Annotated in this window: 15 protein-coding genes; 1 reads left to right on the plus strand and 14 read right to left on the minus strand. The window is 37.5% G+C overall.

Going from position 1 to position 14,659, the window contains the following annotated elements; translation table 11 throughout:
* Positions 1-91: 91 nt before the first annotated feature.
* The 14 genes from ACEN4L_RS00835 to zwf form a co-directional block, all read right to left on the minus strand.
* The gene (locus tag ACEN4L_RS00835; protein WP_407095455.1) at positions 92-724 is read right to left on the minus strand and encodes a response regulator; all 633 of its coding nucleotides are present in this window, start codon (positions 722-724) and stop codon (positions 92-94) included.
* On the minus strand, positions 717-1,793 hold the full coding sequence (locus ACEN4L_RS00840; RefSeq protein WP_407095456.1) for a sensor histidine kinase: 1,077 nt from the start codon (positions 1,791-1,793) through the stop codon (positions 717-719). Before ACEN4L_RS00840 ends, ACEN4L_RS00835 begins: the two co-directional genes overlap by 8 nt.
* On the minus strand, positions 1,790-2,527 hold the full coding sequence (gene liaF, locus ACEN4L_RS00845) for a cell wall-active antibiotics response protein LiaF (protein WP_407095457.1): 738 nt from the start codon (positions 2,525-2,527) through the stop codon (positions 1,790-1,792). The genes ACEN4L_RS00840 and liaF overlap by 4 nt, the downstream gene beginning before the upstream one ends.
* A gap of 201 nt (positions 2,528-2,728) precedes the next feature.
* A complete protein-coding gene (gene greA, locus ACEN4L_RS00850) occupies positions 2,729-3,208 on the minus strand; it encodes a transcription elongation factor GreA (protein WP_407095458.1) in 480 nt (159 codons plus the stop codon).
* Between the two features lie 204 nt (positions 3,209-3,412).
* Positions 3,413-4,048, minus strand: a complete 636-nt coding sequence (udk, locus tag ACEN4L_RS00855) for a uridine kinase (protein WP_407095459.1) — start codon at positions 4,046-4,048, stop codon at positions 3,413-3,415.
* 107 nt (positions 4,049-4,155) lie between these two features.
* Positions 4,156-5,292, minus strand: coding sequence for an endolytic transglycosylase MltG (gene mltG / locus ACEN4L_RS00860; protein WP_407095460.1), 1,137 nt, complete (start codon positions 5,290-5,292; stop codon positions 4,156-4,158).
* A 312-nt stretch (positions 5,293-5,604) separates the two neighbouring features.
* Entirely contained in the window at positions 5,605-5,919 is a 315-nt protein-coding gene (locus ACEN4L_RS00865) for a DUF1292 domain-containing protein (protein ID WP_407095461.1), read from the minus strand.
* 64 nt (positions 5,920-5,983) lie between these two features.
* Positions 5,984-6,406 (minus strand): Holliday junction resolvase RuvX, encoded by a 423-nt coding sequence (gene ruvX / locus ACEN4L_RS00870; RefSeq protein WP_407095566.1) that lies wholly within the window; start codon positions 6,404-6,406, stop codon positions 5,984-5,986.
* Positions 6,406-6,672 (minus strand): IreB family regulatory phosphoprotein, encoded by a 267-nt coding sequence (locus tag ACEN4L_RS00875; RefSeq protein WP_407095567.1) that lies wholly within the window; start codon positions 6,670-6,672, stop codon positions 6,406-6,408. The genes ruvX and ACEN4L_RS00875 overlap by 1 nt, the downstream gene beginning before the upstream one ends.
* A 778-nt stretch (positions 6,673-7,450) precedes the next feature.
* Entirely contained in the window at positions 7,451-10,102 is a 2,652-nt protein-coding gene (gene alaS / locus ACEN4L_RS00880) for an alanine--tRNA ligase (RefSeq protein ID WP_407095462.1), read from the minus strand.
* Positions 10,083-10,301 carry a hypothetical protein gene (locus ACEN4L_RS00885; RefSeq protein WP_407095463.1) on the minus strand — a complete coding sequence of 73 codons (219 nt, stop codon included), beginning with the start codon at positions 10,299-10,301 and terminating at the stop codon, positions 10,083-10,085. Before ACEN4L_RS00885 ends, alaS begins: the two co-directional genes overlap by 20 nt.
* Before the next feature lie 221 nt (positions 10,302-10,522).
* The gene (locus ACEN4L_RS00890; RefSeq protein ID WP_407095464.1) at positions 10,523-10,918 is read right to left on the minus strand and encodes a hypothetical protein; all 396 of its coding nucleotides are present in this window, start codon (positions 10,916-10,918) and stop codon (positions 10,523-10,525) included.
* A 392-nt stretch (positions 10,919-11,310) separates the two neighbouring features.
* Positions 11,311-11,952, minus strand: coding sequence for a YczE/YyaS/YitT family protein (locus ACEN4L_RS00895; RefSeq protein ID WP_407095465.1), 642 nt, complete (start codon positions 11,950-11,952; stop codon positions 11,311-11,313).
* A 34-nt stretch (positions 11,953-11,986) separates the two neighbouring features.
* Positions 11,987-13,441: a glucose-6-phosphate dehydrogenase gene (gene zwf, locus ACEN4L_RS00900; protein WP_407095466.1), complete on the minus strand. Its 1,455-nt coding sequence runs from the start codon at positions 13,439-13,441 to the stop codon at positions 11,987-11,989.
* A 227-nt stretch (positions 13,442-13,668) separates the two neighbouring features.
* Between zwf and ACEN4L_RS00905 the strand changes: the two genes are divergently transcribed.
* Positions 13,669-14,622, plus strand: a complete 954-nt coding sequence (locus tag ACEN4L_RS00905; RefSeq protein WP_407123572.1) for a diacylglycerol/lipid kinase family protein — start codon at positions 13,669-13,671, stop codon at positions 14,620-14,622.
* Positions 14,623-14,659: the final 37 nt, after the last annotated feature.

Below are 14,659 nucleotides of genomic sequence, written 5' to 3' on the forward strand. Positions count from 1 at the left end.
ATCCCCCTCTCAGTGATTTGCTTATCTTCAGTTTATCACAGAAAATAAAACTTTACACCTGAGATAAAAAAGAACCACTTTCTTTATCCCTTTATTCAATCAACTGATTTTTAAACGCATAGATCGTTGCTTGTGTGCGATCATCTACTTCAAGTTTTGAGAGGATATTGGACACATGTGTTTTGACCGTTTTTAATGTAATAAAGAGCTCATCAGCTATATCTTGATTCGATTTACCCTGAGCGATCAATAACAAAATCTCTCTTTCGCGGCTCGTTAAATCATCATGTAATTTATGTTCTTGCTTCTTAGAAAAACGCTCCATCATTTTTCCAGTTACTTCAGGCTCTAAAACAGATTCCCCTTTGTATGTATTGCGGATAGCAACAGCGATATCGTTTGCAGTTGACGTCTTCAGGATATAACTGGATGCTCCTGCTTCCAAAGCAGGATATACTTTTTCATCATCAATAAAGCTCGTCAAAATAATGATTTTTGCTTCAGGCCAGTCTTTTAATATACTTTGTGTAGATTCAATCCCGTTCATTTCATCCATGACCAGATCCATTAAAATAATGTCTGGCTTAAGCGATAAGGCTTTTTCATAACCTATTTTTCCATTTTCCGCTTCCCCGATAACTTCAATATCCGATTGAATCGTTAAATAAGACGACAAACCAAGTCGCACCATTTCATGGTCATCTACCAATAACACTTTAATCATGATTCATTTCACTCTCCTTAATGACTGGTATTTTGATCTCAATACTTGTTCCTTTTCCTGAAAAGCTGATGATTTTACAAGTTCCACCCATTCCAATTACTCGCTCACGGATATTTTGCAACCCATAACTTCCTACCGTCTTTTTCTGCGGATCGAATCCTACTCCATCATCCATCACTCTCAAAGACACTGTATTGTCTACATTATCCAAATACACCTCCAACTCGTGGGCTTTCGCGTGCCGTAATGTATTCGACAACAATTCTTGAACGATACGGAACAGATGATCTTCGATTCTTTTAGGCAGAGATATATCAGCCACTGACCAAGACAATTGAATCTGGATTTTTGTACTCAACTCCTTTAATAATTGTTCGATGCCCTGCTTCAAGCTCTTACCTTCTAGATTCACTGGTCTTAAATGAAGGAGCAACGCTCTCATTTCTGATTGAGCTTCATTGATGATTCTCTCAATCATATCCATTTGTTTACGAGTAGCGTCATCTGCACCAGCTAATTGTTGATTTAAGGCAGATAGCATCATCATTGCAGCAAATAACTGTTGACTGACAGAATCATGTAATTCCCGTGCTAAGCGGTGACGCTCTTGCTCCAGTATTTCTTCTTTAGTCTGACCATCTACAAATTTAGGCAGATTGCTGCTCTTTTGTACTTCTCGAGACAATTCCAATAACTTCTCTCGAATCACATCTATATCCTTTTCAAGGAGCTCTATGGCGGATAAAGAATAAAAATCATTATCTAAAGGTTTTTGAAATGCAACAGCTTCATAATTTCCATTAGCCAATTCTTCTAACAGCTTAAACAATTGCTTATTTTGTTTACGAATCGAAATATAACCATATAAAGCAATAATTGCGGCTATGATTCCAGCCAGTACAAATAAATACAAGAAAATAGGAATGTAAAAAAAATGTCTCGTTACTAATTCAACATACCAAGTGTCCGGGTAAACGGTGTAACTAAAAGAAGCCGTTACAAAAAATAAAATCAAAAAGGCTAAACCAAAGGCCAAAAAGAACAATTTCCCAGTTGCCTTTTTATTCATATGGCGATCACCTCTAAATCTCCCACCCCTACAGAAGTGATAACTTTTAATTTCCGGTTATGAAGATCATAGTCCTTACTGTACATTTTGACTGATTCATTTACCAAAGAAAGCTCTTCTGTCTCAAATAGCACCTTTCCTTTGATTGCACTGTGTTCAATCATTACACCGACACCTTTAGGAACTAAAATGCGTGTCTTTCCAAATCCTTTACGAATAACGATATAACTTTCTGCTTTTGGAAGAAACGTGTTTCCCAAATCTACAATAGTATCACCCATTAAGATGGAAAAATTGATATCATCCCATTCGAAAATCGATTGCCCAATTTTATGATGACCGATCCAATCCTGTTTTTTTCGTTTACCGTTTTTTGGAGTTTGTTCTGCTGCTTCCACTACAATGATGTCTTTTTCATTCCAAGGTGCTTTTTTAAATAATTTACCGCTCAGATTATTCATGAAGATTCCATTGTCTTTGATTGCGATAAACATAAAAGTGAACAACACGATGATCCAAAAAGCACTAGTAGACAGTACCGCAAACGATAGTAGAAAAACACCTACTAAATAAGAGGGGATCTTATTTTCCTTTTTAGATTGGCTAGTGGTAACCAGCATGATTATCCCACTAATAGCTAATACAGCCATAAATAAATTAGTGGTCAATTGATAGAAAAACCAAATAATCAATAAGGCTTCTACGGTCAAGAAAAATTTCCAATGGCTTCTCATTTGCTGTATCTCCTTCTTACTGTCCTATTCTTTAGAACGTTCAATTTCTCTTCCTACAGTATACCGTTTTCTCTAAAAAACATATAGTGTTCTAAAGCATGAAATTCATCTACGACTTAAGACTGATAGACAATCATTCTAAATTCAAAAAAGCTGCCCCTTTATGAAAAAGGGCAGCTGCATGTAAAACAGAATAAAGAATTAAGCAAATTCAACATTCGTAATTTTAATTGTCATATCTCCACCTGGAGTTTGAATAACGACTTCTTCTCCAACATTTTTACCAATCAATGATTTAGCAATTGGTGAATCGTTTGAGATTTTTCCGTTAAACGGATCAGCTTCTGCACTACCAACGATAAAGTACTCTTCTTCATCACCATCTGGTAATTCAATAAATGTTACTCTTTTACCTAGTGAAACTTCATCAGCAGCTGTTTCTGAACTATCAATAATTTCAGCAAAACGCAGCATTGTCTCTAGACGAGTAATTCTGCCTTCTACAAATGCTTGTTCATCTTTAGCTGATTCGTATTCAGAGTTTTCAGACAAATCTCCGAAACTGCGAGCGATTTTGATTCGCTCAATAATTTCTTTTCGTTTTTCTGTTTTTAACAGATCTAATTCTTCTTCTAATTTTTCTTTACCTTCAATTGTCATAGGGTATACGCGTTCAATCATTATATTTCTCTCCTCTAAGTTAAGCTACTCAAATTGGTAGCGTCATCAATGCTTGTATATTTATAATAATGACAAGATACCACGACACAAAGCAATTGTAAATAACAAATAAATTAATTTTGGTTCTTTTAGGAAATTCTTTAAAGTTTTAGTCTTATTTAGGGGCTAACTTTCTTTCGTAAGAAATACAAATACACAATTGTATTATTCTCGGTAATCAATGATACTATGAATTTTAGTCGTCATTAAGTCAATTGCCACTTGATTGCGACCACCTTCAGGAATCACAATGTCCGCATAACGCTTTGTCGGTTCTACAAATTGATTGTGCATCGGTTTAACCACATTTAAATACTGTTCAATAACAGAATCCAACGTACGACCACGCTCTTCTATATCTCGTTTGATACGACGAATGATACGAATATCATCATCTGTGTCCACGTAAACTTTTATGTCCATCAATTCACGCAATTTCGGATCATCTAAAATCAAGATTCCTTCTACAATAATCACTTCTTTTGGTTCTTGATGAATGATTTTATCACTACGAGTATGTCTAGAATAATCATAGACCGGTTTATCGATCGCTTTAAATTCAATCAAATCATGCAAATGTTGAACTAACAGCTCTGTATCAAATGCAAAAGGATGATCATAATTGGTTTTTAAGCGTTCTTCAAATGAAAGCTCACTTTGATCCTTATAATAGAAATCTTGTTCCAACATTAAGATAGAATGACCAGAAAAATGATCAAAAATCGCTCGGCTAACACTTGTTTTCCCGCTACCTGAACCTCCTGTCACCCCAATAACGATAGGTTTTGTTAATTTATTCATTGCATTTGCCCCTTTTCATTTAAAAAAGCTGGAAAGTTCTTCCAGCCTCTATCTTTTTTTCTATTCTTACTAAACAACTTACTTCTATTCACCAAAAGATTCGATCATCAATTGTCTACATATTCACGTTTGTATTCCAAATGTTGTTGATAGGTTTCAGCAAAATAAACTTTTTGTGTATCTATATCAGCAAGGAAGTATAAATAATCAGTGTCTGCCGGATTAATAGTCGCTCTGATGCTTTCTTCACTTGGGCTATTGAACGGACCAGGTCCCATTCCTGTATTTTGGTACAGATTATAAGGTGAATCAACTTCCAAATCATCATGAGAAACTCGTTCTTTATGAGTATCAAGAGAATACAATACGGAAATGTCTGTTTGCAACGGCATACCGATCTCAATCCGATTATAGAAAACATCTGCAATCTGAGTCCGGTCTTCGTAACTGAGGCCTTCTCTTTCAACTAATGAAGCGATCGTCAATATTTCATGAACCGTCTGTCCTTGTTCTTCAATTTGCGCATAATACTGTTGCATTACTTCATTCATTTTAGCAACCATACCTTGCACAATTTCTTCTAAAGACATCTCTTCATGGAATTCATAAGTAGCCGGGAATAAATAGCCTTCTAACACATACCTGACTCCTTCTGCTTCAAAAACATCCGTCAATAATGCTGGATATTGAGTCAGCAGTTGCTGTTGGAATTCTTCATTCTCAATCAACGCCATAAACTCTTCAGCGCTGTAGGGAGTTCTTTCTCCAACGATGTCAGCTATCTGAGTAATCGTATACCCTTCTGGTACCGTAATTCTTTCAACAGAATCTGCAGGAAAATCCGTTCCACCCTCTTGTAAAGAATCAATGACATTGTCAATCGTCATTGATGGCGACATAAGATAATACCCAGCTTTAAACTGTCCTTCGTTATTTAAACGAGTATATACATTAAATACTGAAGCACTTTTAATAATCCCATTTTCTTCCAGAATGCGCGCAATACTGGTGGGAGAAGATCCACTTGGAATTTCCACTTGAATTTCTTCTTCACTGGTTGGATCAAGAGGTTCAATAGAGGATGTATAAAAGTTATATGCCGATACACCTAGAACAACTAAAAGAACCATTAAAACAGCCACGATACTCAACACAATTTTCGTCACGACGCTTTTTTCTTTTTGTTCCTTCTTTAGTCTTCCATCTAACTGTTGATTCTTTTTTCCCTGATTAGTATCTTTCAACAAATTCCCTCCTAAATTAGTGCTGGGGACTAGCTCATTTTCTATGCTAATCATAAGAGTAATCACATTTAATTTCTGGAATTCAACACTCCAATCATCCACAAAGCGCTATTTAGCTGCCTTTATTCAGTGCTGAATGTTCTTCCAGCAAAAAGCTCAGGCTCTTTATCTTATAACCTGATAGTGGATTTAAAACCGATTTCTATGTAATCTACTGGCTTAACCTTTACCATTATACATGATATGACTATTAAATAGAACAAAAAAAGCCAACAATATTGTCAGCTTTTAGCGTGGACTGTAATAAGCGACTTATGCTTCGTCTTCATCAGCCATAAAAGTATTTAAGACTTCTTCAATCATGTCCCATTCTTCTTCTGTTTCAATAGGTCCTAATTGTCCTTGTTTGCCGTCTTCTTCTTGAACGAATGAAAAAGCAGATAATTCAACTTCTTCTCCTTCAGAAGCACTAGCTGGATAAACCAATACATAAGATTTTTCAAAATCATCTGAATCAAAAGTGAATAAAATCTCGTATAACTCTTCGTTTCCTTGTTCATCGATTATTGTAATGTGTTCGTGATCGTGGTGGTCGTGGTCATGATCATGATTGTGTTCGTGTGCCATAAATTAGGCTCCTCTCTTTTTACCAAATTAACTTTATTAGTTTACCCTAACACAGACAAAAAAGCTAGTTGTGATGACCATCCAAATAATTTTGTAAAATCATCACAGCTGCCACTTTATCAATGACTTTTTTTCTCTTTTTACGTGACGTATTGCCTTCTTCAATTAGCATGCGCTCTGCTTGAACAGTCGTTAATCGCTCGTCTTGAAACTCAATGGGAAGATTAAAAGCTTCGGTCAGCATTTTTCCATACGATAGCGAAGCTTCCGCACGGGGACCAATAGAGTTGTTCATATTTTTTGGCAAACCGACCACAATTTTAGCAATTTCATATTGTTTGATCAATTCACCGATTCTTTCCAACCCAAACACTTCATTTTCTTCATCGATTTTAACGATTTCAACACCTTGAGCAGTCCAACCAAACGGATCACTCACTGCGACACCAACTGTCTTAGAACCTACGTCTAGCCCCATTATTCTCATCAATCTTCGTTTACACTCTTGTCCATGTAACTTTTCACCAACTCTTCCACGATTTCATCACGTTCATGACGTTTAATTAAATTTCTGGCGTCATTGTGACGTGGAATATAGGCTGGATCTCCAGACAGAAGATAACCAACGATTTGATTAATCGGACTGTATCCTTTTTCCTTCAGTGCTTTATATACAATAGATAATGTTTCTTTAACATCTTTTTCACTGTTCTCTGGAACATTGAAGCGGACTGTTTCATCTTTTGTGCCCATCATTTACACCTCTATTTCTGTTAACTACATCTTTTATTTTACAAGAAACTCATGCAAACTACAATGCTATTCAAAAAAATGATATTACAAATCTATTTTACCATACAAATTACTCTTTAAACTACTCTTCTACGTTCTTTTCAGATTTAATTCTATTCTTTTAATGGTTCCCCTCCATTGTATTGTGCTTTAGTATGCCTTGCCTTCTATATACTAGGTTACCTCATCACAAAATTATTGCAAAGAAAGCCCCTTATATTGGATACATAGTAATATACGTTTTTTATCTCTTCTTTTTTCTATGGATTAAATATTTAAGACTAAAAACAATGCTCAGATACTTACTGACTATTTCGAGGTACCATGAGGACTCCAATCCCTGCTCTTAGAGCTATTTTAACTTTTTTTGAAAGCACAAATGGCTCTTATCTTCGTTCTCAGAGCCATTCAAAGGTTTTCGAAAGACCAAATGGCTCTTATCTCCGTTCTCAGAGCCATTCCAACTTTTTTGAAAGAACAAATGGCCCCTAATTTCGTTCTCAGAGCCATTCTAAGGTTTTCGAAAGACCAAATGGCTCTTATCTCCGTTCTCAGAGCCATTCAAAGGTTTTTGAAAAACCAAATGGCCCCTATTTTCGTTCTCAGAGCCATTCCAACTTTTTCATAGACTACTGAACACATTGAAGCGAACTCATGCATAATCAACCAACAAAAAAAGTCCTATAGGCCACTCGCTATCGGCAGACTCTATAGGACTTCTTATTATTTCATTTCCAAATTATTCGCTTTTTTCTCTTACCCATTCAGTTGCTTTAGCCAAAGCATCTTGTAAGCCGTCTGGATTCTTTCCACCAGCTTGAGCCATGTCAGGACGTCCGCCACCGCCACCGCCTACAAATGGAGCGATTGTTTTGATTAGGTCTCCGGCTTTCAAGCCTTTTTTGACGGTTTCTTCATCAACAGCTGTCAATAAGTTGACTTTTCCATCTTTCACTAATCCTAACACAAGAACATTAGAAGAAGCTTTTTGTTTCCATTGGTCAGCTAATTGGCGCAATTGATTCATGTCTTTGACATCGACTTGAGCTGCAATCACTGTTATGCCGTTTACTACTTCAACCTCGTTAAAGATATCAGCCGCTTGGTTATTGGCTAATTTTGCTTGCAATGACTCGTTTTCTTTTTTCCAGTCTCTAACTTCAGCTTGCAATTGTTCCACTTTTTTCACAACGTCTTTCAATTGTTGTGCTTTTGTTAATGCGCCCACTTCTTCCAAATAAGTCTGGTTTTCGTTGATCAAACGATAAGCTGCCTCACTCGTTACCGCTTCGATGCGACGAACTCCTGCACCAATACCGGATTCAGAAACAATCTTGAAGATTCCGATATCGCTCGTGTTCATGACGTGCACCCCACCACATAACTCGATAGAGTAATTGCCTACATTTACGACACGAACTTCTTGGCCATATTTCTCTCCAAATAATGCCATAGCCCCCATGTCTTTAGCCGTTTCAATATCGGTCTCAACAGTTTCGACTGGGATAGAAGACCAGATTTTTTCATTTACGATCTGTTCCATTTGGTTTAATTCTTCCTTGGTGATTTGACCAAAGTGAGTGAAGTCAAAACGCAAATGGTTCGGAGCTACTAATGACCCAGCTTGGTTGGCGTGTTCGCCCAGAATGTCTTTCAACGCTTGGTGCAACAAGTGAGTAGCTGTATGGTTGCGTGTGATTTTGCGTCGAGTTGCTTCGTCAACAGCTAATACATACGTTTCGCCTGCTACCAACTCTTTTTCAACTTCCACTGTATGCAACGTTTGACCTGCTGGTGCTTTTTTCACATCGGTTACTTTACCAACCACTTCATCAGCAGTATTTAAAATGAGACCGGTATCCGCAACTTGTCCACCCATTTCGGCATAGAAAGGCGTTTGATCAAAAATCACGCGAACGGTTTCTCCAGCTTCAGCCGTATCTGTCAAAGCTGTGTCAGTAGCCACGACCACTAATTTCCCTTTGCTTCTTGTTTGGTTATACCCAACAAACTGGCTTTCTTCAATAACGTCTGCAAATAGACCCGTTTGAACGGCCATTGATGTCTCATCGCTACGAGCAGCACGAGCACGTTCTCTTTGTTCGTTCATTGCTACTTCAAAGCCTTTATGGTCTACAGCTAATCCTTCTTCTTCAGCGTATTCTTCCGTCAATTCTACCGGGAAACCATAAGTGTCATACAAACGGAAAATATCTGTCCCGACAATTTCTTTTTCGCCGCTTTCTTTTAAAGAAGTCACTAAATCATTTAAAATACTTAATCCATCATTGATTGTTTCGTGGAATCGTTCTTCTTCTATACGAATCACTTTCGCAATAAAGTCTTGGTTTTCTAAAATTTCTGGATAGTGGCTTTCCATAATATTGCCTACTATTGGAACTAACTTGTAGAAGAATGCTTTGTCGATGCCTAATTTCTTCCCATGCATAACCGCTCTACGCAATAAACGACGCAACACATAGCCTCGTCCTTCATTAGAAGGCAATGCGCCATCTCCAACCGCAAAAGTTACAGCACGAATGTGGTCTGCAATCACTTTAAATGAGATGTCTGTCGCAGAGCTATCGCCGTATTTTTTACCTTGGCTCATTTCTTCTACAGTATGAATGATCGGCATAAACAGATCTGTTTCAAAGTTTGTCGGCGCATCTTGAATAATCGATACAATACGCTCAAGACCCATACCGGTATCAATATTTTTGTTCGGAAGTGGTTCATAAGTGTCATCTGGCTTGTGGTTGAATTCAGAAAACACTAAGTTCCAAATTTCCAACCAGCGTTCATTTTCGCCACCTGGGTAATTTTCTGGATCCTCTTCAGCCAAGTTGTTGAAACTTTCGCCACGATCATAGAAAATTTCAGAATCCGGACCACTTGGACCAGCACCGATATCCCAGAAGTTGTCTTCTACATCAACAACATGGTCATCAGCTAAGCCAACTTTTTCTTTCCATATTTGTTTGGCTTCTTCATCTTCAGGATAGACCGTTACATACAATTTGTCAGGATCCAATCCTAACCATTTTTCATCGGTTAAGAATTCCCATGCCCAAACGATCGCTTCTTCTTTGAAGTAGTCGCCGATGGAAAAGTTTCCCAACATTTCAAATAAAGTATGATGGCGGGCTGTTTTCCCTACATTTTCAATATCATTGGTACGAATACTTTTTTGCGAATTTGTGATGCGAGGATTGTCAGGAATCACCGATCCGTCAAAATATTTCTTCAGTGTTGCGACTCCTGAATTGATCCACAATAAAGTGGGATCATCAATAGGAACTAATGAAGCACTTGGCTCAATCTTGTGTCCTTTTGATTCAAAAAATTCTAAAAATAACGAACGAACTTCTTTACTTGTCATGTGTTTCATATTCTTCTACTCCTTCTATTTGCTTCCTCAAATGGGGCTTTCTGGATAAAATGGCAACAAAAAAAGCCCAATCTCCCACTGCTAAACAAGGACGACGCATCGCGGTACCACCTTGCTTGCAATGAATGGATTCGACCAACTCATTACCTCTTATAGTCTCGATAACGGGAGAACCGACAATATTTCTATTGTATCTCAAAAGGGAGCGTCCAATTTTGCTTGATGGTTTTCTTTCAGCCAAGGAAAACCTTTCTGCAAAGCAAGTTTAAAATTTGACATATCCTTTATAACATACAAAGTATAGAAAATATCCTGCCGAATGTCAATTGCAAAATTTTAAAAACTGCTTGTCTGAATCAAAAAAGTTTATTTGGCAGATTAACAGATTTTTCGGGTTTACGGACTCTAGTCTCTTTCAATCTAATCAAAATACTCGTCAGTATTGTATGTGTTGCCATCTTCATCTTCAAAAATACGTTCTCCAATGCGCTTTAAGGTAAACGTGAAGCCGTCTTCTGTTTGAATTTCGTATGTATCACCTGAAGCAGAAACATCTACCTCGTATTCTCCATTTGATGGAATAGCCGTTTCTTCTTGTGCCAGTTCTTCAATATCGCTTGGTTCCGTACTTGGTGTGACTTGAAGGTCATTGTTCATCACTCGTAAGGTTCCTTCAGAAAAAAACAGCTGCCCAGAACTACTTTGTCCGCTAAAAAGCGCTCCTTCCAAATGGCTTTCCTCTGCCGGATATTCTGCTCCGCAACCGACCACTAACAATAGACCTAAAGATAAACCAACAACTTTTAGCTTTTTCATTTTATTGATCTCCTCCAATATGAATTCAATAGAATTTTTTTTATATTTTCAGTTTACCATTTATTTGAATTCGATGGCAAATAGATTAAAAAAAGCCACAAACAAACCTCCATCAATGGTTTGAATTCACTGATGGAGGTTTCCACAAAAATCATCTTTTATCTTATTTATTATCGTTCAAATCCAATTTACCTTTAATCTTCTCTACTGCTTGTGTCAAAACTACCTTCATCAGGGTTAATTCGCTCTGTTTGCGGCAATTCAGATTGAACCTCTTCTACTGAAACTGACGCGCTTCTTAAGGAGTTCTTTTGCCGGTAATAACATCATGCATCCTATTTATCAAAAGAGTACTGCCCCTTCATTGTCACAGCGAATGAATTCTCATCAAATTATTGAGAAGCTTCTGCTAATTTGTCCATAAGAGGTTGAGAAACCTTCTTTGAGAAGAAAGTAATCAGTGGCCCGGCAAAAAAACCGGTAATAAATGTTGCTACTCCAACAGGACCACCAACTAATAAGGATATAACGACTACAATCAGATCCTGTGCTATTCTAACAGGTGTATAACTCCATCCCGTTCTATCGGTTATAAGAGGTGCTATCGCATCATAAGGCGAGACACCCAAGTCTGTGTCCATATAAACGGCTACACCTAGAGTAAAAATCAATATAGCGATAATAGTAACGATTATTCGAACAACAAAACTGATTTCTTCAACTGCGAAGTAATTTTCAAACATACTTTTGAAAAAATCGATTTGGTATCCTACTAACACCATGTTAAATATGGTCCCCCACCCAATCAACGATTGTTTCATAAAAAACACGACTGCTAAGATAATAAGATTCACAACGAGTTGATAGTTCCCTAAACTAAAACCCAATAGGGATGATGCTCCTCTATTCATTGCAGTAAAGGGATCCAGTCCCATGTCCATTGATTCACTGAGAGCAGAACCAAGGCTGATTAAAGTAATTCCAATAATCGATGTTAACGAGCGTAAAAGAAAATCTTTCCAATTTATTGACATATTTTTTCTCCTTATCTACAAATTTTTCCATTTATTAAATACGTTTGACCCATTCATGATTATTTTTTGTCAGTAAGTCTTCTGCTTCAATTGGACCAAAAGTATGCGCACGATAATTCGGAAAATCGGGTTCTGGTAATTCTTTCCAAGCAGCAACAATACTATCCGTAATACGCCATTGTTCTTTGATTTCCTCATAAGTTGAGAAATAAGTTCGATCTCCTGCCAAAGCATCGTATATCATATTCTCATACGGATCGGCAATGTAATATTCTTTGAACGTATTTTCATCAGGACCGATAAATGTGCTAACCGGCTCATACTCATTGTTCGGCATTTTTTGGTTCAGAACCAGTGATACTCCTTGTGCAGGCTCAGCCATAAAAGTAATCCGTGTCGCTACATCTGAATCAACAGCATCGGTCGATTTCAACAAAATATCGATTGCTGTATAATCCTCTATCAATGCTTTTCCTGTTCGTAAATAGAAAGGCACCCCTTGCCATCGTGGTGCATCAACCGATAACTCAATCGCCACATAAGTATCCGTATCACTGTCACTAGCTACCTTCTCTTCATTGCGGTAACTCTTGTACTTCCCTTCGCTGTCAGCTTTGTACTGACCGCGAACGACTTTTTGCTCCACTTGTTCTGTGGTGAATGTCGGTAAGTTTTGTAAAAGCGTCAGTTTATTTTTGTGAATGGATTCGGTAGTTAATTCAGCTGGTAATTCCATGGCCACAATGGAGAGTATTTGTAATAAATGGTTTTGGAACATATCCAGCAACGCGCCATTTTCCTCATAAAAACTGCCGCGCGTACCAATAGATAAATTCTCAGGAAGTGAAATTTGTACGTTTTCAATAAAATTGTTGTTCCAGATACCTTCAATCAAAGGATTGTAAAATCGTGTGGCTAGAATATTTTGTACAAAATCCATTCCAGGAAAATGATCCATAAAGTATAAATCTTCTTCATCAAATACTTTCAATAATAAGCGGTGATATTCTTCAGCAGTCTCTAAACTGTCTCCAAATGGTTTCTCCGTAATTACACGATGATTCCCTGGCAATTCAGTAATTTCTGCTTTTTGGATATTCGTAGTTGTCTCGTCATACAATTCAGGAGCAATGGAGTAGTAATAAATGTATTCATCTGGTGTTTCAAATTCTTTGGCTACTAATTCTATTTTTTCACGCAGCTGTTTTAAATCTTCCAGATTCGTATTATCCGTTCCTTGGTAACGACAATGTTCAAAGAACTTTTCATCTAACTCCTCAAAATTAGGCCCGTTCTCGACGGATTTACGCACAAGTTCTTGAAACTCTTGATCTGTCATTTGTGTTCGTGATGCACCTAATAGAGCAAAATTATCAGAAACTAGTCCCCGTTGATACAATTGGTGTAAGGCAGGCAACAACATCCGCATTGCTAAGTCTCCTGTGGCACCAAATAAGACAATTAAACCTCCAACTTGCTTTTTAGACATCTATTCTTCATCCTTTCCTATTGGCTGCGGCAAGCAACAAAATGAGTTACCTTTACCATAACATGCATTTATCAAATTCAGATGTATTCTGCTCAATCATTTGCAGGATGAGGCAGCTCAATGGAACAACTAATTAGCTGATTTCTTTTTTAGATTCTTTGGTTTATAATATGAAAGCATGATCGACTAAGAAATATTAACTTATTTAGTAGGAGCTACATATGTCAATGATTAAAGAATTTCATCTCATCATCAATCCTCATTCCGGTTCAGGAAAAGGGGAAAAAATAGGGAAACAAGTCAAACAATATTTAGAACAAAAAGATAAGGTTGTTTTTGTCCATGAGAGTCAATATGCAGGACACACCACGAAAATCACAGCTGATATCGCTCAAAAAATAGCCCAACAGTCCATTAAAGATGGCTTGATCATCGTTATTGGTGGTGACGGGACAATTCACGAAAGCCTGAATGGGTTAGGAGAACGTTACGCCTCTGTTCCTTTAGGGTATATCCCATCTGGATCCGGAAACGACTTTGCTCGCGGAGCTGGAATTTCCCATCATCCCAAAAAGGCTCTCGAACAAATTTTGGCTGCAACTGAACCTAAAGAGCTGGATGTTTTAGCTTTTCTGGATATCCCTACTTACCGTCAAGGTTTTACCGTTAACAACGTCGGACTTGGATTAGACGCTTCGATTATCAAAGCAGTCAACCATTCTTCTTCCAAAACAGTCTTCAATAAACTCAAACTGCATTCGTTGATTTATTTATCCGCAGTGATTTCACATTTTATACGACAACAACCCTTTCCTTTAGCGGTCGATGTAGATGGGAAAAAAGAATCCTTTGAGAGAGCTTTTTTAGTCACTACAAATAATCATCCTTACTTCGGCAGCGGAATCAAAATTTCTCCTAAAGCTGCTCTGACAGATGGCAAAATGGATTTAATTGTTGTAGAACGCATCTCTGGATGGAAGTTTTTAAAACTTTTCTTTACTCTCTTTACAACTGGTAAACATTTAGAGGATGAGGCAGTTCATTACTTTAAAGGAGAACACATGCGCCTGTCAGTTTCGTCCGTAATCGAAGGTCAAACTGATGGAGAAGAACTGGGCTACACTCCTTTTGATTTAAGCATCCGTACGGTAAAAAGACTCTTTTGGTTTGTTGCTCACTAAAGCGCGCACAAGGACCAGGATTATTCTTGGTTCTTTC

The organism is Desemzia sp. FAM 23988, from assembly GCF_045528365.1.
Classification (GTDB): Bacteria; Bacillota; Bacilli; order Lactobacillales; family Carnobacteriaceae; genus Desemzia.

Excerpts from the sequence above, each read along its gene's own strand:
- liaF (WP_407095457.1), bottom strand. The coding sequence starts at position 2,527 with ATGAGAAGCCATTGGAAATTTTTCTTGACCGTAGAAGCCTTATTGATT.
- ACEN4L_RS00875 (WP_407095567.1), bottom strand. The coding sequence starts at position 6,672 with ATGGGCACAAAAGATGAAACAGTCCGCTTCAATGTTCCAGAGAACAGT.
- ACEN4L_RS00865 (WP_407095461.1), bottom strand. The coding sequence starts at position 5,919 with ATGGCACACGAACACAATCATGATCATGACCACGACCACCACGATCAC.
- ACEN4L_RS00840 (WP_407095456.1), bottom strand. The coding sequence starts at position 1,793 with ATGAATAAAAAGGCAACTGGGAAATTGTTCTTTTTGGCCTTTGGTTTA.
- ruvX (WP_407095566.1), bottom strand. The coding sequence starts at position 6,406 with ATGAGAATAATGGGGCTAGACGTAGGTTCTAAGACAGTTGGTGTCGCA.
- ACEN4L_RS00895 (WP_407095465.1), bottom strand. The coding sequence starts at position 11,952 with ATGTCAATAAATTGGAAAGATTTTCTTTTACGCTCGTTAACATCGATT.
- ACEN4L_RS00905 (WP_407123572.1), top strand. The coding sequence starts at position 13,669 with ATGATTAAAGAATTTCATCTCATCATCAATCCTCATTCCGGTTCAGGA.
- ACEN4L_RS00835 (WP_407095455.1), bottom strand. The coding sequence starts at position 724 with ATGATTAAAGTGTTATTGGTAGATGACCATGAAATGGTGCGACTTGGT.
- ACEN4L_RS00890 (WP_407095464.1), bottom strand. The coding sequence starts at position 10,918 with ATGAAAAAGCTAAAAGTTGTTGGTTTATCTTTAGGTCTATTGTTAGTG.
- alaS (WP_407095462.1), bottom strand. The coding sequence starts at position 10,102 with ATGAAACACATGACAAGTAAAGAAGTTCGTTCGTTATTTTTAGAATTT.
- zwf (WP_407095466.1), bottom strand. The coding sequence starts at position 13,441 with ATGTCTAAAAAGCAAGTTGGAGGTTTAATTGTCTTATTTGGTGCCACA.
- udk (WP_407095459.1), bottom strand. The coding sequence starts at position 4,048 with ATGAATAAATTAACAAAACCTATCGTTATTGGGGTGACAGGAGGTTCA.
- greA (WP_407095458.1), bottom strand. The coding sequence starts at position 3,208 with ATGATTGAACGCGTATACCCTATGACAATTGAAGGTAAAGAAAAATTA.